Here is an 18,196-nt window from a genome sequence, read left to right on the forward strand (position 1 = left end):
GAGGACGTCATGACGATGCGACCCGACCCCACGTTTCACGCCTCGCCAAAGCTTGCGATGGAGGCGCCGCCGGAACAATTCGCCTACACGCTGCTGCTCAGTCCCGACTTCAAGAAGCCCGACGCGCTCGCGGTGATCGACGTCAAGCCGGGCTCGAAGACCTATGGCAAGATCGTCCACACCGTGACGATGCCGAACAAGGGCGACGAGTTCCATCATTTCGGCTGGAACGCCTGCTCCTCCGCACTGTCTCCGCTCACCGGACATGCCTTCGTCGAGCGGCGCTTTCTCATCATCCCAGGACTGCGGTCGTCGCGCATCTACATCATCGACACCAAGCCTTCGCCGCTCGAGGCCAGGATCCACAAGATCATCGAGCCGGAAGAGGTGTTCAAGAAGACCGGCTACTCGCGGCCGCACACCATTCATTGCGGCCCCGACGGCATTTACGTCTCCACTCTCGGCGGCGGCGGCAAGGACGGCACGCAGGGCCCGCCCGGCATCTTCATCATGGATTGCGAGACCTTCGACGTGCTCGGCCGCTGGGAGATCGACCGCGGACCGCAGACGCTGCACTATGATTTCTGGTGGAATCTGCCGCGCGACTACATGGTGTCGAGCGAGTGGGCGCTGCCGCCGCAATTCGAGAACGGCATCGTGCCTGAGGACCTGCTGTCGAACAAATACGGTCATCGGCTGCACTTCTGGGATTTGCGGGCTCGGCGCAACGTGCAGACCATCGACCTCGGCGCCAATCACCAGATGGCGCTCGAGGTCAGGCCCGCGCATGACCCGATCCGCGAGTACGGATTCGTCGGCGTCGTCGTCGACACCACCAACCTCGAAGCCTCGATCTGGACCTGGTGGCGCGAGGGCGGAAAATTCCACGCCGAGAAGACCGCGGTGATCCCGCCCGAGCCGGCGCCGAAGGAAAAGCTGCCGCCGCTGTTGCAGGGGTTCGGCGCCGTGCCGCCGCTGGTCACCGACATCGACCTGTCGATGGACGACCGCTTCCTCTACGTCTCGTGCTGGGGCACCGGCGAGATGCGGCAATACGACGTGCGCGATCCACGCAAGCCGAAGCTCGCGGGCTCGGTGCATATCGGCGGCATCGCCCGCCGCACGCCGCATCCGAACGGCAAGGCGTTTGCCGGCGGCCCGCAGATGGTCGAGATCAGCCGCGACGGCAAGCGGGTGTACTGGACCAACTCGCTCTATTCGACCTGGGACGACCAGTTCTATCCCGACGGCATGCCGGGCGCCGAGGTCATGGCCCATGTCGGCGCCAACGGCGGGCTCGAGCTCGCCAAGGATTATTTCGTCGATTTCCCCGAGGGCTATCGCCCGCATCAGATCCGCCTCGAGGGCGGCGACTGCTCGACGGATTCGTTCTGCTATCCGTCGGTCTGACATTGGCCAGCGTCGATCCGACAGCGATCTGGCTGTGGCTCGCGATCATCGCAAGCGGCCTCTATCACGGAATCAATCCGGGCATGGGCTGGCCGCTCGCGGTGTCCGCGGGACTGATGGACAAATCCCCGCGGGCCGTGCTCGGTGCGCTGCTGCCGCTGTCGGCGGGCCACCTTGCGGCGATGCTGCTGGTGCTGCTGCCGTTCGCGCTGCTGATCGCGCTGGTGGAATGGCAGCGCCCGATCCAGGTCGCAGCCGCAATCATCGTCATCGGCTTCGGTCTCATGCGCCTGGTCGATCGCCGTCATCCGCGCGCGCTGGCGCGGATACCGCCGACGAGATTGGCGCTGTGGTCGTTCGCGGTGGCGATCGCACATGGCGCGGGCCTGATGCTGCTGCCGATCTATCTCGGCCTCTGCGCGGCGTCATCGGCGCATGACGGCCACACCGCCGCGGCCCGCATGATCGACCAGAATCTGGCAATGGCGCTGCTGGTCGCGCTGATCCACACCGCCGCCATGCTTGGTGCCGGCGGTTTGCTGGCATGGCTGGTGTATCGCTATCTCGGCGTGAGATTCGTCGCGCGGAGCTGGTTCAATTTGGAGACGGTCTGGGCGGTCAGCCTGATTCTTGTGGGCGCTGCAGCACTTGCCGTTAGTGTCGCGGCGTGGCGGTGAGCGGCCGGGCCGGCCCGCTCTCCGGAGAAGTAATCCTTTCATCCGACTTGATGGCCGGCGCAAACCGGCGCAGTCTCCCTGGCGCGGACGCGTGGGGACATTGATCCGCGGATACGAGCATGAACGCCACGGCGATGCGACTGGTGATACCGTTGCTGGCACTTGCCGCCGGCGGCACGGCGGCGCTCGTGTTCGGCATCCGCCAAACCCAGCAAATCCTGAGCGGAAATCCGCAGTTGATCGCGGCGGCGCCGTCCGCGCCGGCGGCACCCGCGCAAGACCAGGACACACGAAACCAGAAAACTGCACTGGCCAAGGCGCAGACCGAGACCGCGGCGCTGGCCGACGCGCTGGCGGGACCGTCGCCGGCGCCGGGCAACGACGCGGTGCCGGAATTCGACGTCGTCAACATCGAGCCGACCGGCGAGACCGTGGTCGCGGGCCGGGCGGCGCCGGGCGCGACGGTGGAATTGCTGCGCAATGGCGAGGTGCACGATCGCGCCGTGGCGGACAAATCGGGCCAGTTCGTCATGGTCCCAAAGCCGCTGCCGCCGGGAAACTACGACCTGACCCTGCGCATGACGCGCGACGGCAAGCAGGCGACCTCGACGCAGAGCGTGGCCGTGGCGCTCGAGGCTGCGACCAAGGAGCGGCCGATGGTGGCGCTGATGACGCCGGACAAACCGGTCAAGGTGCTGTCGCAACCCGCGGCCGCGGCGCCGGCGGCCGGGAAAGTGGCGATCGAGGCCGTCGAGGCCGAGCCGGGTGGCAAGCTCCATATCAGCGGTCAGGCCGCGCCCGGCGCAACCGTCAGGCTCTATCTCAACGGCAGCTTGATCACGTCGGCGATTGCCGACCAGGCCGGGCACCTCTCGGTCACGATCAACAAGGGCGTGACATCAGGCAACTACCAGGTGCGGCTCGACGACGTCGACCCCGGCTCCGGCAAGGTCCGCTCGCGGGCCGAGGTGCCGTTCAACGTTCCGGATACGACGACCACCGCATCGATCCCGGCGTCGGTAGCCGCGTCGGGCCGTGCGGACGCGAGCGCACCGCAGCTCGCGGCGGCGACGGCCCCTACGGCATCCGATGTGAGCTCACCCTCTGCCGTGACGGTGCCGAAGATCACGACCACCACCGTGGCGCGAGGCGACAGCCTGTGGCGGATCAGCCAGCGCGCATTGGGCGCCGGGCAGCGCTATGCGGTGATCTATCGGGCCAACTCGCAGCAGATCCGCAATCCCAATCTGATCTATCCCGGCCAGGTCTTCGTGCTGCCGTCACGCTGAGGCCGGCATTCCGGCGGCGCTCACTTGCCGGGGGATTTCAGGAAGGCCACGATCCTGGCGCGATCCTCCGCCGAGCGCACGCCGGTATACGGCTTCATGCCGTTGCCGGACACCACGGCCTCGGGATCCTCGATGAAGCGCAACAGCGTGCGCTCGTCCCAAACGATGTCGGATGATTTCATCGCCTGCGAATAGGGAAAGTTCGCCACCGATCCGGCCTTGCGGCCGATGATGTCGTGCAGGTTCGGGCCGACGCGGTTATCGCCGTCCTTGACGGTGTGGCAGGTGCGGCAGGAATTGTTGAAAGCCTGCTCGCCGGACACGCCGGCATCCTGGCCATACGACGGCGACAGCGGCAGGGACATCACCCCGCAAACGACGACAATCAATCCTGGCCGCATCGATCGCTCCGTCGGCAATTGCACCGGGCAGGCAGGCGCCTACGACACGAGGGCCGGAGTGCCATGCCGTCAACGCAGGGGCGGCGTGAAAGGTCCTCGCGCTTGAGCCCCCACATCTGGCGCAAGCGTGCCCGCCGCACTAGATGTGCTGCCATGCAACACCCCGCCTTGCGTGATTTCATCGACCGGCACCAGCGCCTGTTTGTCCTCACCGGGGCCGGCTGCAGCACCAATTCGGGCATTCCCGATTATCGCGACAGCGACGGCAACTGGAAGCGGACGCGGCCAGTGACGATCCAGGCGTTTCTGGGCGAAGCGGCGACGCGGCAGCGCTACTGGGCGCGCAGCATGGTCGGCTGGCGCCGGTTCGGCCGCGCCATGCCGAACGGCGCGCATCGCGCCCTGGCGAAGCTCGAACAACAGGATCGCTGCGAGCTGCTGTTGACCCAGAACGTCGACCGCCTGCATCAGGCCGCGGGCAGCCAGCGCGTGATCGATTTGCACGGCCGGCTAGACGTGGTGCGCTGCCTCGGCTGCGGCGCGACCATGCCGCGCGAACAATTTCAGGGCGAGCTGGCGCGGCTCAATCCCGCCTGGCTCGCGCACGATGCCGCCGACGCGCCCGACGGCGATGCCGATCTCGAGCAGGATTTCTCGTCATTCGTGGTGCCGGCCTGCGAGGCCTGCGGCGGCATGCTGAAACCCGACGTGGTGTTCTTCGGCGAGAACGTGCCGCGCGATACCGTTGACTCGGCGCAGGCGCATCTCGAACAGGCCGACGCGCTGCTCGTGGTCGGCTCCTCGCTGATGGTCTATTCCGGCTTTCGCTTCGTCCGCATGGCGGAGCAGCGCGGCCTGCCGATCGCCGCCGTCAATCTCGGCCGCACCCGCGCCGACGATTTGCTCACGCTCAAGGTCGAGGACAGTTGCGAGACGGCGCTGGCGTTCTTGCTGTAGATCGCCGCACTCTCCACGTCATTGCGAGCGCAGCGAAGCAATCCATTGTCACCTCGCGCGCGGAGGGATGGATTGCTTCGCTGCGCTCGCAACGACGGAGGTTAGCGTCTCTACGCCCGATGGCGCGGCGCCTTGGCCATCGGCATGTTGGCGTTCCAATGCGTCCAGCTGACGCTGGCGAGGCTGCCGAGATCGGTCGCTAGCGGGCGGCGGGTGCGGCGCTCGTACTCGGCGATGCAGCGGCCCGAATCGTGGATCTTGCGCTGCAACTCGTCGATCGTCATCTGCGTCGCGCGGCCGCAATTGGCCTTGCCGAGCTGATCGGCCTCGATCGCCTTCAGTGCCGCACGCAGCTTCTTGAGCTGCGCGCGCTGCCAGGCAATGTGACTGTCGCTGTCTGCTGTCATGTGGCCGCCACCATCTTCGATCGTTGCACGCCGTTGGGGACCTCGATGTCGACTTCCAGCATCGAGACGAACTTGCCGCGATCCATCTTGACCACGACCTTGTCGGGATCGACGTCGATATGCTTGGAGACCACGCTCAGGATTTCCGAGCGGAGCGTTTCCAGGAGGTCCGGCGCGCCGGTCCGGCCACGCTCATGCGACAGCAGGATCTGCAACCGCTCCCGTGCCACGGGCGCCGATGCAGCGCGGCCGCCAAACAGCCGCATGACGTTCATCATGCCGCCCTCCGTCGCAGCAGCCGGTCCATCAGCCCCTTGCGTTCGACCGGCACCACCATATCGACCGCCTCGCCCATCAGGCGGCGCACCGCGTCGGTATAGGCCTTCGCCGGCGCGCTGCCTGACGCGTTCAGCGTGACCGGGCAGCCGACATTGGAGGCGCGCAGCACGTCCTGGCTCTCCGGCACGATGCCGAGCAGCGGGGTGGCAAGGATTTCCAGGATGTCGTCGATCGACAGCATCTCGCCGCGCGCGGCGCGGCCGGCATCGTAGCGGGTGACCAGCAGATGCTTCTCGACCCGCTCGCCGCGCTCGGCACGGGCCGTCTTGGAATCCAGCATGCCGATGATGCGGTCGGAATCGCGCACCGAGGACACTTCCGGATTGGTGACGATGATGGCCTCGTCGGCGTAGCGCATCGCCAGCGTCGCGCCGCGTTCGATGCCGGCCGGGCTGTCGCACAGGATCCAGTCGAACTTGGTCTTGAGGTCGGCGATCACGCGCTTGACGCCCTCTTCGGTCAGCGCGTCCTTGTCGCGGGTCTGCGACGCCGGCAGCAGCCAGAGGTTTTCCAGCCGCTTGTCGCGGATCAGGGCCTGCGGCAGCTTGGCGACGCCCTGCACCACGTTGATGAGGTCGAACACCACGCGCCGTTCCGCGCCCATCACCAAATCGAGGTTACGCAGGCCGACGTCGAAATCGATGACGACGACGTTCTGGCCCATTTGCGCGAGCGCCGCGCCGAGCGCGGCGGTTGAGGTCGTCTTGCCGACCCCGCCCTTCCCAGACGTCACGACCAATACCTTGGCCATTCTCTCTCTCCTTGTGGTCGATCAATTCAATGGTGTGATGCGCAGCATTTCGCCCTCGAGCCACGCCTGGGCGGGCCGGTTGCGCAAGCTGTCGGCGATGTCATCCGCGGTCTGGTAGTAGCCGTCGATGGCAAGCAGCTCGGCCTCGATCCTCTGGCAGAAGATGCGGGCGGCCGAATTGCCGTTGATGCCGGCCATGGCGCGGCCGCGCAGCGTGCCGTAGACATGGATCGAGCCGCCGGCGACGATCTCGGCGCCGGAGCCGACCGAGCCGAGCACGGTGACGTCGCCTTCGGCAAACACGATCGACTGGCCGGAGCGCACCGGGCTTTCCAGCAGCAGCGACGGCAGCTTGGTCTTGTCCTTGTCTTTGGTTTTTTCCTGCGCCGGCGGCGCCTTCGGCTCGACATGAGTGATCGCGCAGGCCCGGCCGCCGGTCAGCAGCGGCGGCATGTTGGCGCCGAGCTTCTCCTCGTCGACGCCCTCGATGCCGAGGATGCGGATGTTGCGTTCAGCGAGGCTGCCGATCAGATGCGCGATCGCGGCCTGGCTGAGGTCGACCGACGCGAGGTCCAGCACCACAGGCTTGCCGGCGAAAAAGCCCGGCGATTTCGCCAGCGTCGCGTCGATCTCGGCGAGCCACGACACGACAGGCACGACCGGCGAGAAAACGAACGCAACATAGGAACGGCCGCGCATGCGGACCTGCTGACGTGCGACCTGTTGAGTTGCGTCCATCGCCCCTGACTCGGTTGTCTTGTCGAATGGTTAACAATCGGACCGCATGGTTAACCGAAGGTTAACGAGGGGGCGTGTTTTCACGGATTTGAGACGGCCGGTCCTCCGGCGCCGTGATCTGTTGCCTGGACGCACAATTCCGGGATCCGGCGGCGCGGATCAACGCCGCGCTGACGGCGCGCGCTCGGCCTGCACCGACGCATCGAACACCGCGCGGCACGACGGGCTGAGCTGCTCGACCTGGGCCGCCATGCAATCCCTGATCCGGCCGCGGTCCGGGATGTAGGCGCCGCACAGCCGCACCGCGTCCCCCATGCAGGCCTGGCGCTGCAGCGATTCGTTCGGTCCGGACTGCGCCAGAGCGGGCGCAATCGTGGCGGCGAGAAGCACGACGGCAAGACGAAGTTTCATGGATCACTCTCTCTTACTGGCAGGTTGAAGGGTCGGTCGGGACGGCTGTCACGACGCTCGTGTGCGGCCGTCACCGGCTGCGGGGACGACGTCGGCTTGCGACGGCGGAAGATGCAGAAGCGTTGCGATCGTGGTGTCGAGCAGTTGCGCCCAGGCGGTCCCGGCATCGATCTCGGGCGCAATCCGCGTCAGCAGCAGCGGAAATGCCGGCGGCTGGTTGAGGGCTGCATTGAGCAGCGCGAAGAACAGCGCCGGGTGCTGGCTGCGGATGATGCCGGCGTCGATGCCGGCCTGAAACAGCTCGCGCGCCGTTTCGTACGCCGGACGCAGCAGCTTCTCGGTCACGAGCGTGGCGCGCTCCGGGCTCTCGGCGCCGCGCCGGACCACGAAATTGCGCACCTCCGGATATGCCGCATAGAACGTCGCGACGCGGATGATCAGCGCGCGGAGCCGGTCGCCGAGCGAATGGCCGGTGTCGTGGGCGATCGCATGCACCTCGGCCATCGCGGGCACGGCGAGCGTCACGATGCGGTCGAGGCAGGCCTCCCACAGCGCGGCCTTGTTGCCGAAATGCACCCGCACGAGATTCGGCGCGACGCCTGCCGCCGCGGCGACGCTACGCAGATCCGCGCCGTCGAAGCCGAGGTTGGCAAAGGCCTCGGTCGCCGCGATCAGCAGCGCCTGGCGGCCGTCCGGCATGTCCTTGCTGCGCCGTCCCTTGGGCCGGGAGGCCAGCGGCGCGGCGGCAGGCTTCGTTCCAATCATCGCTCACCAAATATGTTCAGGCGAACATATAAATTGGTGAACCCGCATTTCAAGATCGGAGCGCCATCTAAAAGTGTCGAAAGTTCAGATAGATAGGTGAAATGACGGGAACGTGAGAGGCGGCCGCCCAAAGAAAAAAGCCGGCGTCGAACGACGCCGGCTTCATGCAACTGATCGATTCGAAAGGAAGCTCAGCTCTTCACGTCGGCAGCCCAGGTCTTCTCGATCTGCTTCACGACGCTGTCCGGCATCGGGATGTAGTCGAGTTCCTCGGCGCTCTTGGCGCCCTTTTCGAAGGCGTACTTGAAGAACTTGAGCGCTTCCTTCGAGGCCGCCTTGTCGCTCGCATCCTTGTGCAACAGGATGAACGTCGAGGCCACGATCGGCCAGGACTTGTCGCCCGGCTGGTCGGTCAGGATCAGGTAGTAGCCAGGCGCGCTGGTCCAGTCGGCATTCGAGGCGGCAGCCTGGAATGCTGCGTTGGTCGGCTGGATGGTCTTGCCGGCCTTGTTGATCAGCGCGGTGTAGGTCAGCTTGTTTTGCTTGGCATAGGCATACTCGACGTAGCCGATCGAGTTCTTGGCCTGCGCGATGTTGCCCGCGACGCCTTCGTTGCCCTTGGCGCCGACGCCGACCGGCCATTCGACCGCGGTACCGGAACCGACCTTGCTCTTCCAGTCCGGGCTGACCTTGCTGAGGTAGTCGGTGAAATTGAAGGTCGTTCCCGAACCGTCGGCGCGATGCACCACCGAGATCGCTTCCGACGGCAGCTTGGCCTTCGGGTTGAGCTTCTTGATCGCCGCATCATCCCACTTGGTGATCTTGCCGAGATAGATGTCGGCGAGCGTCGCGCCGTCGAGCACCAGATCGCCGGCCTTGACGCCTTCGAGGTTCACCACCGGAACGATCGCGCCCATGATCATCGGCCACTGCGCAAGACCATCCTTCTGCAACTGGTCGGACTTCAGCGGCGCATCGGTCGCACCGAAGGTCACGGTGTTGGCTTCGATCTGCTTGATGCCGGCGCCCGAACCGATCGATTGATAGTTCACGCCACTGCCGGAATCCTTTTTGTAGGCGTCGGCCCACTTCGAGAGGACGGGGAAGATGAAGGTCGAACCGGCACCGGTGATGTCGGCCGCGAAGCTCGGTGTCGCCATGGCCACCAGACCGGCGGCCACGATTGTCTTGACGAATTTCATGTTGATCTCCGTGGAAGCGCGAGAGGTCTCGCGCGCTGGATGCTGTCGTTAACGGCCGCACCGTTTTTCCGAACGGCGATGACGATGGGATGACAGAGCCACCTGACCTTCGGCCTACGTCAAAAGTTCGAAACGGCAGCGGATACCGCCGATCGCGATGCGTCCGGCTTGATGCAGCGTTGCAGCGGAACCTATTCCGCCTTGATGTTGGCCGACTTGACGATTGGCCACCATTTCTCGACTTCGGCGGCCTGATGCGCGCGCAGCGCGGCGGGACTTTGTCTGTCCGGCGGCGGAATCTCCTGCCCGAGTTCGGCGAAGCGTTGCCGCACGGCGGGCTCGGCGAGCGCGGCCATTACTGCCTTCGAGAGTGTCGACACGATTTCGTCCGGCGTGCCCTTGGGCGCCCAGATGCCGTGCCAATAGGCGATATAGAGACCCGGCAACCCCGCTTCATCGACGGTTGGAATCTCCGGCGCCGATGCGAGCCGCGACGACTGCGTCACCGCGAACGCCTTCACCGTCCCGCTCTTGACCTGCGGCAGCGAGTTCGAAGCCTGATCGAACATGATGTCGATATGCCCGGCCATCAGATCGTTCAGCGCGGGGCCGGCGCCGCGATACGGCACGAAGGAGAAGTTCGTGTTCGTCAGTTGCTGGAAGAACACGCCGGCGACATGCGCACCGGATCCCGGGCCCGCGGTGCCGGCGGTGGCCTTGTCGCCATTGGCCTTGAGCCAGCCGATCAGCTCTTTCAGATTTTTCGCCGGCAAGTCCGGTCGGCCGATGATCAGCTGCGGCCCGCTCGCGATCAGCGCGACCGGCGCGAATTCGCGTACGTCATATTGCAGCTGGTAGATCGCGCCGTTGAGGCAATGCGTGCCCCAATGCCCGATCGTGATCGTGGAGCCGTCCGGCGCCGCACGCGAGGCGCGGAGCCCCGCGACCGTGCCGGAGGCGCCCGTGACGTTCTCGATGATGATGGGATGGCCCACCGTGTTGCGCATATATTCGACGAGGATCCGCGCCAACACGTCGGTCGGTCCGCCGGCGGCGAACGGCACGATCATGGTGATCGGGCGCGCCATCGTCTCGGCGCGAGCACGAATCGACGCAAGCGGCAGCGTCGCGGCACCGAGCGCCAATTGCAGGAATGGCCGGCGAGACATGCTGGGCATGCGCGTTCCCCCTCGTGCTGTCATAGAGCCGCGTGTCTAGAAGCTCCAGCCCTTCGACGAGCCCCAGTCCATCATGAATTGCTCGGTCTCGCGACCGGCGTCGGCGAGCCATGCGGTGAAATCGGCGATGGCGCCGGCGCTTTCATTGTCGGCGAGATAGAACGAGCGGTATTCGCGCTTGCGCAGGCCGAGATCGCCGAACGGCAGGCAGAGCTGGCCCGCCATCAGTTCGTCGATCACCAGGAACAGCGGAAACAGCCCGATGCCGATGCGCTCGATGGTCGCCTGCAGCGCGAAGAACATCTGCTCGAACCGCAGCGTCTCCTGATCCGCACTCATCTCGCCGCCGGCCTGCGCCAGCCAGCGCGGCCAGTCGTACGGCTCGGTCAAATAGGTGATGAGGGTATGGTGGCGCAGATCGTCGGGCGTGGCGAGCCGCCCACGGCTCAAGAGATCGACATGGCAGACCGGCGCGATCAGCTCCGTCATGAAGTGCTGCGACATCCAGCCGACCGGTTCGCCGACATTGCCGCGGATCGCGACATCGAACGAACGGTCGTTGACGTTGAGCGGCCCGATCGAGGTCAACAGCCGCAGCTCGACATCGGCGCGCATGCGCTGGAACGAGGCGATGCGGCGGATCAGCCAGCGCATCGCGAAGGTCGGCGGCGCGCTGACGCGCAGCACCGACGGCGAGCCATACGCCTTCATGTCCATCGACGCCAGTGCAAGGCGGTCGAGGATTGCCGTGACTTCGCGATAATAGATCTGTCCGGCCGCGGTCAGCGTCAGTTGCGAGGGCGCGCGGCGGAACAGCTTGACGCCGAACCAGTCCTCGAGAAGCGCGACCTGACGGCTGACGGCGCCGTGGGTGACGAGCAGCTCTTCAGCGGCCTTGGTGAAGCTGACATGCCGCGCCGCCGCCTCGAATGTCCGCACCGCGTTGAGCGGTGGCAACTTTCTCATGATCGTGTCGCGTCTCCGGAAAGCTCAGGAGGATAGCGTGGCGGCGTCCGGATTGTCGAGGGCGCGAGCGAATTGGGCGCGGTCGAGGTCGCCTTCCCAGCGCGCCACCACCACGGTCGCGACCGCCGTGCCGATGAAATTGGTCAGCGCACGCGCTTCCGACATGAAACGGTCGATGCCGAGCAGCAGCGCGATGCTGGCGACGGGCACATGGCCGATCGAGCCCAGCGTCGCGGCGAGCACGATGAAGCCGCTGCCCGGCACGGCGGCCGCGCCCTTCGACGTCAAGAGGCAGACCACGACGAGGCCGATCTGCTGCACCAGCGACATCGGCGTGTCGGTGGCCTGGGCAAGGAACACCGCGGCCATCGTCAGATAGATGCAGGTACCGTCGAGGTTGAAGGTGTAGCCGGTCGGGATCACGAGGCCTACGGTGGATTCCGCGCAGCCCGCAGCCTTCATCTTGTCGATGAAGCGCGGCATCACCGACTCCGAGCCCGACAGGCCGAGCACCAGCAGCAGCTCTTCCCGCAGATAGCGGATCAGCTTGAAGATGCTGAAGCCGGCGAGGCCCGACACGATGCCGAGCCCGACGACGATGAACAGCACGCAGGTGAGATAGAACACCAGCATGAAGTGCGACAGCGCGACGATCGAGCCGACGCCGTATTTGCCGATGGTAAACGCCATGGCGCCGAACGCGCCGATCGGCGCGATCCGCATGATCATGCCGATCAGGATGAAGAGAATCTTCGACAGCCTCTCGATCGCCTCCAGCACCGGCTTGCCGCGCTCGCCGTAGCGCTGCAGGGCGACGCCGAACAGCACGGCGAAGAACAACACCTGGAGCGTATCGCCGCTGGTGAAGGCGCCGCCCACGGTCGACGGAATCACGTTCATCAGAAAGCCGACCACGGTCTGCTCGTGCGACTGCGTCACGTAGGAGGCGACCAGGCGGGAATCCAGCGAAGCCGCCGAGACGTGCATGCCGGCGCCGGGCTGCGCCAGATTGATCACGATCAGACCGATGATCAGCGCCGCGGTCGTGGCGATCTCGAAATAAACAAGGGTTTTGACACCGATCCGTCCGGCCTTGCGCATGTCGCCGAGGCTCGCAATGCCGTGCACCACGGTGAGGAAGACGATCGGCGCGATCGCCATCTTGATCATCTTGATCAGGGCGTCGCCGAGCGGCTTCAGCGCCGCACCGATGTCAGGCCAGAGATAGCCGACCAGTGCGCCAAGCCCGATGCCGATCAGCACCTGGACATAGAGACGCGCATGCCAGGGCGCTGCGACAGCGTCGAGACGGGTGGCGCCGTCATTGGTGATCGTGGACATGGGCGTTGATCCTCGGGAGTCTTTGATGTTGGCCGCGCGGCAGAGATCATCGGCAGACACCGATGCGGCAGCGCTGCAACGTTGGCGGGCGAATGACCGAAGCGCAAACGAGTTAAGCTCAGGCAGCGTGACCTCAGCTCACAGGCCGGCAGCAGATCCGCCGCCGACGGCGCACCCGGCGACGCACCCGGTCTGCCGCGGCAGCGGCCGCGCCGCACATTGCCTCGGACCCGCGTGAGCCCACCTCACGCTCCGTCAGCATTACTCGTTTGCGGGCGCAGCCCGCTTTGGCCGACAAGGACGGGGAAGCCGGTTGTCAACCGGCGCAAGCTGTGAGGAACGACGATGAGCAGACTTTCGGTGGCGGTGATCGGCGCCGGCATGGGCGGATTGGCCTCCGCCGCGGCGCTGAGCCGCGCAGGGGTTGACGTGACGGTGTACGAGCAGGCCCAGCGCTTCACCCGGCTCGGCGCCGGCATCCAGATCGGCTGCAACGCCATGAAGGTGATGCGGGCATGGGACCTGGAGCCGGTGCTGCGCCGCGAGGCGTTCTATCCGCGCTCCTGGAACAACAAGGAATACGACACCGGCGAAGTGCGCTTCGACATGGTGTTCGGTCCCTCCGCCGAGGAGCGCTATGGCGCACCCTATCTGCTCGGACATCGCGGCGACCTGCATGCGGCGCTTGCCAGCGCCGTGCCTGACAACCTCGTCCGTCTCGATCACAAGCTCACCACGATCGAGCAGCGCGCGGATCGCGCGGTGACACTGACTTTCGCCAATGGCCACAGCACGACCGTCGACGCCGTGGTGGCCGCGGACGGCGTGCATTCCTTGGTCAAGGAGCGGCTGTTCGGCCGCGACGAGCCGAACTTCACCGGCCGCATCGCCTATCGCACCGTGTTTCCGGCATCGTTGCTCAACGGCTATCCGATCGACGACTGCACCAAATGGTGGGGACCCGATCGCCACATCGTCATCTACTACGTCAAGCCCGATCGCAGCGAGGTCTACTTCGTGACCAGCCAGCCGGAGCCCGGCTTCACGGTCGAGTCCTGGTCGGCCACGGGGGACGTCAACGAATTGCGCAAGGCGTTCGAAGGCTTCCACCCGCAGGTCCGCAAGGTGCTGGAGGCCTGCCCGTCGGTGCACAAATGGGCGCTGGTCGACCGCGATCCGCTGCCGCGCTGGAGCGAGGGCAACATCACGCTGCTCGGAGACGCCTGCCATCCGATGACGCCCTACATGGCGCAGGGTGCGGCGATGGCGATCGAGGATGCCGCCGTGCTGTCGCGCTGCCTTGCGGGTGTCGATCGCGACAGCGTCAGTGACGCGTTCCGCCGCTTCGAGGCGACGCGCAAGCCCCGGACCTCGCGCGTGCAGGCGAGCTCGCGCACCAACACCTGGCTCAAGACCCCGACCGATCCGGACTGGGTCTACGGCTACGACGCCTGGAACACGCCGCTCGCCGAACCGGCGCTGGCCTGACCATCATTCAAGAGGAGAATACGATGACCGACGCCAATCCCCGCGGCGAGAAGTTCGAGCGCGGCCTGCAAACCCGCCGCACCGTGCTCGGCGACGCCTATGTCGAGCGATCGTTGAAGGCCGCCGACGACTTCAACTGGCCGATCCAGAAGCTCGCGACCGAATATTGCTGGGACGAGATCTGGAATCGCCCGGACCTCGACAAGCGCAGCCGCAGCCTGCTCAACCTCGGCATGATCGCGGCACTGAACCGGCCGCACGAGCTCAAGGTGCATATCCGCGGCGCGCTCAACAACGGACTGAGCAAGACCGAGCTGCGCGAGGTGTTCCTGCAGATCGCTGTCTATTGCGGCATGCCGGCCGGGCTCGACAGCTTCCGCATCGCCAAGGACGTATTCGCGGAGATGGGCCTTGTCGACTGAAGTCGCTCCGATCGTAACAGCCGCATGGCAGGGCTTTGTCCGGCACGATGTGCAGGGCAAGGCCGGCCGGCTCAGCGTGCGCGCCGGCGGCCCCGAGCGCGGCGCGCCGGTGCTGCTCTGCCATTCGATCCTGACCAGCAGCGCGATCTGGCATCGCCAGGCCGTCGCGCTCGCCGGGCGCGGCCATCACGTGCTCGCGCTCGACAGCCGCGGACACGGACGATCCGAGGCACCGCGCGGCCCCTATGCCATGGACGATCTGGTGGCAGATGCCGTCGCGGTGCTCGATCATTTCCACCTCGCGCGGGCACACGCGATCGGCGTCTCCCAGGGCGGCATGACGGCGTTCGGCCTCGGCGTGCGCCATCCCGACCGCCTGCTCAGCCTCTGCGTGATCGCGGCACGCGCCGATGCGCCGCCGCCCTTCGCGGCCGCATGGGACGACCGGATCGCGCTGGTGCAAGCGCAAGGCATCGCGCCGCTGGCTCAACCGACCGCCGAGCGCTGGTTCGGGCGCGCGTTTCTCGCGGCGCATCCGGCGATCGCCACGACGCTGCTCGACTGCATCAACGAGACCAACCCAGAGGGCTTCATCGGCTGCGCTCGCGCCATCCAGTCGCTCGCCTATCTCGACGGCATCAAGACGCTGCAACTGCCGCTGACGATGATTGTCGGCGCCAACGACCAGCTGCTGGTGCAGCCGATGACGGAGCTTTCGACGATGCTGGGTTGCCGGCTGGCGATCATTCCGGACGCCGGGCATCTGCCTCAAGTGGATCATCCGGACGAGGTCGACGCCGCGATCGAACGGCATTTGCGCTAAATCGCGTCGCGCCGGGCTCCCCGGCAAAAATATCGAAAGCAACCCCATGCAAAGGAGCGGGCGGCAGCAACACCTGTGACGTAAACGGCAAACGCCTACCGTCGCGCGCCATCGCCCGGCTCGCGCGCAGCCCCACCTTGGGGCAACTCCCGCGATCATTGGATGACGGTCAGCCCCGGCCGCAGTCATCGAACCCGCAAGAAAGCGTCATCCCTCCGTTAACTGACCGCGACAAGTTGTCGCGGGCCAGCGCAGGCGATTCCAAACTCACCGGAAATAGACAGGGGCGAACTCATGAATGGTTTTCGTGACTATTTCCTATCAACCGCCGCGATCGCGGCAGCGATGCTGGCTTGCGGCGTCGCAATCGCGCAAGCGGATGATGACAATGACCATTCGCAGCGACATGGCTACAAGCACGTCCTGCTGATCAGCGTCGACGGCATGCACGCCGTCGATCTGAAGCGTTGGGTCGAAAGCCGTCCCGGCGGCAACTTCGCCCAGCTCAGCGGCAAGGGCGTCGTCTATCCGAACGCCTTCACCACCGCGCCGTCGGACAGCTACCCCGGCATGCTCGCGCAGGTCACGGGCGCCACGCCGAAGGGCGGCGGCCTGTTTTATGACGACAGCTATGATCGCACCGAATTTCCGGCCAAGGCCTTCTATACCAGCCAGGGCCTCAACGACCCCGGTTGCGTGAGCCCGGCAGGAACCGAGCTCACCAATTTCGAAGCGCTCGACAAGAGCTACAATTATTCCAGCGGGCTGGTCGCCGACTACACCGCCGGCGGCACGCTGGGTCAGGTCTACACCCAGCTCGATCCGGATCACATGCAGCGCAAGCTGGTGAACGGCGAGTGCAAGCCGGTCTACCCGCACGACTATGTGCGCACCAACACGATCTTCGAGGTGATCAAGCAGGCCGGAATGCGTACGGCCTGGTCCGACAAGCATCCGGCCTATGAGGATCTCGCCGGCCCGTCGGGCAAGGGCCTCGACGAGCTGTTCACGCCGGAGATCAATTCGCAGGATACGATCGACCCCGGTGCGCAGCCGGGCGACGACTACACCACGAGCTACACCGGCGTCCGCTCCTACGACTCGCTGAAGGTGAAGGCGGTGTTGAACTGGATCGACGGCTATGACGGCACGCGAGCCAAGCATCAGCCGGTGCCCGCGATCTTCGGCATGAACTTCCAGGCGGTCAGCGTCGGCCAGAAGCTCGCCAAGGCCGGCCACGCCGATAGCGACAAGTCGCTGGTCGGCGGCTATGCCGACGGCAAGGCGACGCCCGGCAATGCGCTCACGCTGCAATTCCAGTTCGTCGACGACGCGCTCGGCAAGTTCGTCAACGAACTCAAGACGCAGAACCTCTACGATTCGACGCTGATCATCGTCAGCGCCAAGCACGGCCAGTCGCCTATCAATGTCCAGGACCGCGTCGCAATCTCGGACGCGCTGTACGGCAAGGCGCCCGGTTTCGAGGCCAACGGCTTCGAGATCTGCGATGACGAGGCGCTGGTCTGGTTGTCACCTGAGCTGCAACAGGCGACCAATCCGGCGACCGGCAATCCCTATTATGCCGATGCCAAGGCCTACATCCTGGCCCACGCCGCCGATCTTCATATCCAGAAGCTGCTCGACCGCGACGAGCTGACCAGGCTGTACGAAGATCCGTTCCACAACAGCCGGGTGCCTGATTTCATCGCCATCACCGATCATGGCGTCATCTGCACCGGCGGTAGCAAGCTCGCCGAGCATGGCGGCTTCTCCAACGACGATCGCAACGTGCTGCTGCTGGTGTCGTCGCCGCGCATCAGGCATGCGCGGGTCGTCGAAGAGACGACCTTCACCACCCAGATCGCCCCGACGATCCTCCATGCGCTCGATCTCGATCCGCGCAGCCTCCAGGCGGTTCGCGACGAAGGTGTCGAGGCCCTGAAGCTGAAATGAAGCCGCGAAGGGGCACGGGCGCCAGCGGCGTTCGCGCCATCAATTGAAGCCAGGCATCGCCGCCACGCGGATCGAGCTCCGCGTGGCGTGCGATGCTTTCGATCTCGTCGCAGAGATCGCGAGCAAGCTCGCGGCTCACTCCGGACAGCCGCTGCCCAATAGACCGGGATCCCATCCCGCGGCGGTCGCGCCGGCGCGGTAGGTGGACTCGAGGAAGGTCAGCAGGTCACGTTCGGGATCGCTGGACTGGCGCAGGTCGTCGTAATCGAGCAGGAACATGATCCGGAAAAGTGTGAAGCGGTTTTCCGAAAGATCATGCTCCAGCAGGAAGCTGAAGCGCGATGACGATTCAACCTAATCTCATCGCGCTTTAGTCGGCTTCGTCGAGAGGCGGCCGGGGCGCCTGAAGGCCGTGCGCGTCCGCGAACCGGAGCGCCTCGACGATCATCGTCTTCGTCGCCTCGGGTCCGTCATCGTGCGTGATCTCATACTCCAGGAGGAATGAGGCGAACGCATCCTCGTCGATCTTTTCGAGCGCGTCAGCGAGTTCATTCATCGTCATAGGGCACCTCCTGAACCTCGATCCCATCCGGATACGCCGATTCAGTATAGGCTGATGGCAGCCTTCATATGAAGGTCGAGGCGTTGCGCGATCGGAGGAAATCTCGCGGCAACTTG

Annotated in this window: 21 protein-coding genes; 8 read left to right on the plus strand and 13 right to left on the minus strand. The window is 65.5% G+C overall.

Features of this window, described 5'->3' with window-relative positions:
• Nucleotides 1-9: 9 nt before the first annotated feature.
• From BRSPCE3_RS30080 to BRSPCE3_RS30090, 3 genes are all read left to right on the plus strand, one after another.
• On the plus strand, nt 10-1,410 hold the full coding sequence (locus BRSPCE3_RS30080) for a selenium-binding family protein (RefSeq protein WP_244069963.1): 1,401 nt from the start codon (nt 10-12) through the stop codon (nt 1,408-1,410).
• A gap of 2 nt (nt 1,411-1,412) precedes the next feature.
• A complete protein-coding gene (locus BRSPCE3_RS30085) occupies nt 1,413-2,087 on the plus strand; it encodes a hypothetical protein (RefSeq protein ID WP_375709978.1) in 675 nt (224 codons plus the stop codon).
• A gap of 119 nt (nt 2,088-2,206) precedes the next feature.
• Entirely contained in the window at nt 2,207-3,376 is a 1,170-nt protein-coding gene (locus BRSPCE3_RS30090; protein WP_244069964.1) for a LysM peptidoglycan-binding domain-containing protein, read from the plus strand.
• 20 nt (nt 3,377-3,396) lie between these two features.
• On the opposite strand, the gene BRSPCE3_RS30095 is transcribed toward BRSPCE3_RS30090, so the two are convergent.
• The gene (locus tag BRSPCE3_RS30095) at nt 3,397-3,777 is read right to left on the minus strand and encodes a cytochrome c family protein (protein WP_244069965.1); all 381 of its coding nucleotides are present in this window, start codon (nt 3,775-3,777) and stop codon (nt 3,397-3,399) included.
• 114 nt (nt 3,778-3,891) lie between these two features.
• Between BRSPCE3_RS30095 and BRSPCE3_RS30100 the strand changes: the two genes are divergently transcribed.
• Nucleotides 3,892-4,734: an NAD-dependent protein deacetylase gene (locus BRSPCE3_RS30100; protein WP_283843182.1), complete on the plus strand. Its 843-nt coding sequence runs from the start codon at nt 3,892-3,894 to the stop codon at nt 4,732-4,734.
• 110 nt (nt 4,735-4,844) lie between these two features.
• On the opposite strand, the gene BRSPCE3_RS30105 is transcribed toward BRSPCE3_RS30100, so the two are convergent.
• The 10 genes from BRSPCE3_RS30105 to BRSPCE3_RS30150 all read right to left on the minus strand — a co-directional run bounded on the left by BRSPCE3_RS30105 (nt 4,845) and on the right by BRSPCE3_RS30150 (nt 12,832).
• Nucleotides 4,845-5,141 (minus strand): hypothetical protein, encoded by a 297-nt coding sequence (locus tag BRSPCE3_RS30105; protein ID WP_244069966.1) that lies wholly within the window; start codon nt 5,139-5,141, stop codon nt 4,845-4,847.
• Nucleotides 5,138-5,416, minus strand: a complete 279-nt coding sequence (minE, locus tag BRSPCE3_RS30110) for a cell division topological specificity factor MinE (protein WP_244070139.1) — start codon at nt 5,414-5,416, stop codon at nt 5,138-5,140. Before minE ends, BRSPCE3_RS30105 begins: the two co-directional genes overlap by 4 nt.
• Nucleotides 5,416-6,231 (minus strand): septum site-determining protein MinD, encoded by an 816-nt coding sequence (gene minD, locus BRSPCE3_RS30115; RefSeq protein WP_244069967.1) that lies wholly within the window; start codon nt 6,229-6,231, stop codon nt 5,416-5,418. The genes minE and minD overlap by 1 nt, the downstream gene beginning before the upstream one ends.
• Nucleotides 6,232-6,252: 21 nt before the next feature.
• Nucleotides 6,253-6,969 (minus strand): septum site-determining protein MinC, encoded by a 717-nt coding sequence (gene minC, locus BRSPCE3_RS30120; protein ID WP_244069968.1) that lies wholly within the window; start codon nt 6,967-6,969, stop codon nt 6,253-6,255.
• 159 nt (nt 6,970-7,128) lie between these two features.
• Nucleotides 7,129-7,380, minus strand: coding sequence for a hypothetical protein (locus BRSPCE3_RS30125; RefSeq protein WP_244069969.1), 252 nt, complete (start codon nt 7,378-7,380; stop codon nt 7,129-7,131).
• 48 nt (nt 7,381-7,428) lie between these two features.
• Nucleotides 7,429-8,145, minus strand: coding sequence for a TetR/AcrR family transcriptional regulator (locus BRSPCE3_RS30130; protein WP_244069970.1), 717 nt, complete (start codon nt 8,143-8,145; stop codon nt 7,429-7,431).
• Nucleotides 8,146-8,336: 191 nt separating this feature from the next.
• Nucleotides 8,337-9,347, minus strand: a complete 1,011-nt coding sequence (gene pstS / locus BRSPCE3_RS30135) for a phosphate ABC transporter substrate-binding protein PstS (protein WP_244069971.1) — start codon at nt 9,345-9,347, stop codon at nt 8,337-8,339.
• A gap of 191 nt (nt 9,348-9,538) precedes the next feature.
• The gene (locus tag BRSPCE3_RS30140) at nt 9,539-10,435 is read right to left on the minus strand and encodes a tripartite tricarboxylate transporter substrate-binding protein (protein ID WP_244070140.1); all 897 of its coding nucleotides are present in this window, start codon (nt 10,433-10,435) and stop codon (nt 9,539-9,541) included.
• A gap of 126 nt (nt 10,436-10,561) precedes the next feature.
• Nucleotides 10,562-11,491 (minus strand): LysR substrate-binding domain-containing protein, encoded by a 930-nt coding sequence (locus tag BRSPCE3_RS30145; protein WP_244069972.1) that lies wholly within the window; start codon nt 11,489-11,491, stop codon nt 10,562-10,564.
• Between the two features lie 24 nt (nt 11,492-11,515).
• Nucleotides 11,516-12,832 carry a dicarboxylate/amino acid:cation symporter gene (locus BRSPCE3_RS30150; RefSeq protein WP_244069973.1) on the minus strand — a complete coding sequence of 439 codons (1,317 nt, stop codon included), beginning with the start codon at nt 12,830-12,832 and terminating at the stop codon, nt 11,516-11,518.
• Nucleotides 12,833-13,177: 345 nt separating this feature from the next.
• On the opposite strand from BRSPCE3_RS30150, the gene BRSPCE3_RS30155 reads away from it, so the two are divergent.
• The 4 genes from BRSPCE3_RS30155 to BRSPCE3_RS30170 all read left to right on the plus strand — a co-directional run bounded on the left by BRSPCE3_RS30155 (nt 13,178) and on the right by BRSPCE3_RS30170 (nt 17,518).
• A complete protein-coding gene (locus BRSPCE3_RS30155) occupies nt 13,178-14,320 on the plus strand; it encodes an FAD-dependent monooxygenase (protein WP_244069974.1) in 1,143 nt (380 codons plus the stop codon).
• A gap of 23 nt (nt 14,321-14,343) precedes the next feature.
• Nucleotides 14,344-14,742, plus strand: a complete 399-nt coding sequence (locus BRSPCE3_RS30160) for a carboxymuconolactone decarboxylase family protein (RefSeq protein ID WP_198960895.1) — start codon at nt 14,344-14,346, stop codon at nt 14,740-14,742.
• Nucleotides 14,732-15,565: an alpha/beta fold hydrolase gene (locus tag BRSPCE3_RS30165; RefSeq protein WP_244069975.1), complete on the plus strand. Its 834-nt coding sequence runs from the start codon at nt 14,732-14,734 to the stop codon at nt 15,563-15,565. The genes BRSPCE3_RS30160 and BRSPCE3_RS30165 overlap by 11 nt, the downstream gene beginning before the upstream one ends.
• A gap of 294 nt (nt 15,566-15,859) precedes the next feature.
• On the plus strand, nt 15,860-17,518 hold the full coding sequence (locus tag BRSPCE3_RS30170) for an alkaline phosphatase family protein (RefSeq protein ID WP_244069976.1): 1,659 nt from the start codon (nt 15,860-15,862) through the stop codon (nt 17,516-17,518).
• A 135-nt stretch (nt 17,519-17,653) separates the two neighbouring features.
• Here the strand turns inward: BRSPCE3_RS30170 and BRSPCE3_RS30175 are convergent, their stop codons facing one another.
• Nucleotides 17,654-17,797: a DUF5996 family protein gene (locus BRSPCE3_RS30175; RefSeq protein ID WP_244069977.1), complete on the minus strand. Its 144-nt coding sequence runs from the start codon at nt 17,795-17,797 to the stop codon at nt 17,654-17,656.
• Between the two features lie 91 nt (nt 17,798-17,888).
• Nucleotides 17,889-18,080, minus strand: a complete 192-nt coding sequence (locus BRSPCE3_RS30180; RefSeq protein ID WP_244069978.1) for a hypothetical protein — start codon at nt 18,078-18,080, stop codon at nt 17,889-17,891.
• Nucleotides 18,081-18,196: the final 116 nt, after the last annotated feature.

This window comes from Bradyrhizobium sp. Ce-3, from assembly GCF_022835695.1.
GTDB lineage: Bacteria > Pseudomonadota > Alphaproteobacteria > Rhizobiales > Xanthobacteraceae > Bradyrhizobium.

What these genes read in the sequence shown, in the direction of transcription:
- BRSPCE3_RS30140 (WP_244070140.1), bottom strand. Translation starts at nt 10,435, where the DNA reads ATGGCGCGCCCGATCACCATGATCGTGCCGTTCGCCGCCGGCGGACCG.
- BRSPCE3_RS30090 (WP_244069964.1), top strand. Translation starts at nt 2,207, where the DNA reads ATGAACGCCACGGCGATGCGACTGGTGATACCGTTGCTGGCACTTGCC.
- BRSPCE3_RS30150 (WP_244069973.1), bottom strand. Translation starts at nt 12,832, where the DNA reads ATGTCCACGATCACCAATGACGGCGCCACCCGTCTCGACGCTGTCGCA.
- BRSPCE3_RS30170 (WP_244069976.1), top strand. Translation starts at nt 15,860, where the DNA reads ATGAATGGTTTTCGTGACTATTTCCTATCAACCGCCGCGATCGCGGCA.
- pstS (WP_244069971.1), bottom strand. Translation starts at nt 9,347, where the DNA reads ATGAAATTCGTCAAGACAATCGTGGCCGCCGGTCTGGTGGCCATGGCG.
- minD (WP_244069967.1), bottom strand. Translation starts at nt 6,231, where the DNA reads ATGGCCAAGGTATTGGTCGTGACGTCTGGGAAGGGCGGGGTCGGCAAG.
- BRSPCE3_RS30175 (WP_244069977.1), bottom strand. Translation starts at nt 17,797, where the DNA reads ATGTTCCTGCTCGATTACGACGACCTGCGCCAGTCCAGCGATCCCGAA.
- minC (WP_244069968.1), bottom strand. Translation starts at nt 6,969, where the DNA reads ATGGACGCAACTCAACAGGTCGCACGTCAGCAGGTCCGCATGCGCGGC.
- BRSPCE3_RS30180 (WP_244069978.1), bottom strand. Translation starts at nt 18,080, where the DNA reads ATGACGATGAATGAACTCGCTGACGCGCTCGAAAAGATCGACGAGGAT.
- BRSPCE3_RS30145 (WP_244069972.1), bottom strand. Translation starts at nt 11,491, where the DNA reads ATGAGAAAGTTGCCACCGCTCAACGCGGTGCGGACATTCGAGGCGGCG.
- BRSPCE3_RS30130 (WP_244069970.1), bottom strand. Translation starts at nt 8,145, where the DNA reads ATGATTGGAACGAAGCCTGCCGCCGCGCCGCTGGCCTCCCGGCCCAAG.
- BRSPCE3_RS30080 (WP_244069963.1), top strand. Translation starts at nt 10, where the DNA reads ATGACGATGCGACCCGACCCCACGTTTCACGCCTCGCCAAAGCTTGCG.
- BRSPCE3_RS30160 (WP_198960895.1), top strand. Translation starts at nt 14,344, where the DNA reads ATGACCGACGCCAATCCCCGCGGCGAGAAGTTCGAGCGCGGCCTGCAA.
- BRSPCE3_RS30095 (WP_244069965.1), bottom strand. Translation starts at nt 3,777, where the DNA reads ATGCGGCCAGGATTGATTGTCGTCGTTTGCGGGGTGATGTCCCTGCCG.
- BRSPCE3_RS30125 (WP_244069969.1), bottom strand. Translation starts at nt 7,380, where the DNA reads ATGAAACTTCGTCTTGCCGTCGTGCTTCTCGCCGCCACGATTGCGCCC.
- BRSPCE3_RS30155 (WP_244069974.1), top strand. Translation starts at nt 13,178, where the DNA reads ATGAGCAGACTTTCGGTGGCGGTGATCGGCGCCGGCATGGGCGGATTG.
- BRSPCE3_RS30105 (WP_244069966.1), bottom strand. Translation starts at nt 5,141, where the DNA reads ATGACAGCAGACAGCGACAGTCACATTGCCTGGCAGCGCGCGCAGCTC.
- minE (WP_244070139.1), bottom strand. Translation starts at nt 5,416, where the DNA reads ATGAACGTCATGCGGCTGTTTGGCGGCCGCGCTGCATCGGCGCCCGTG.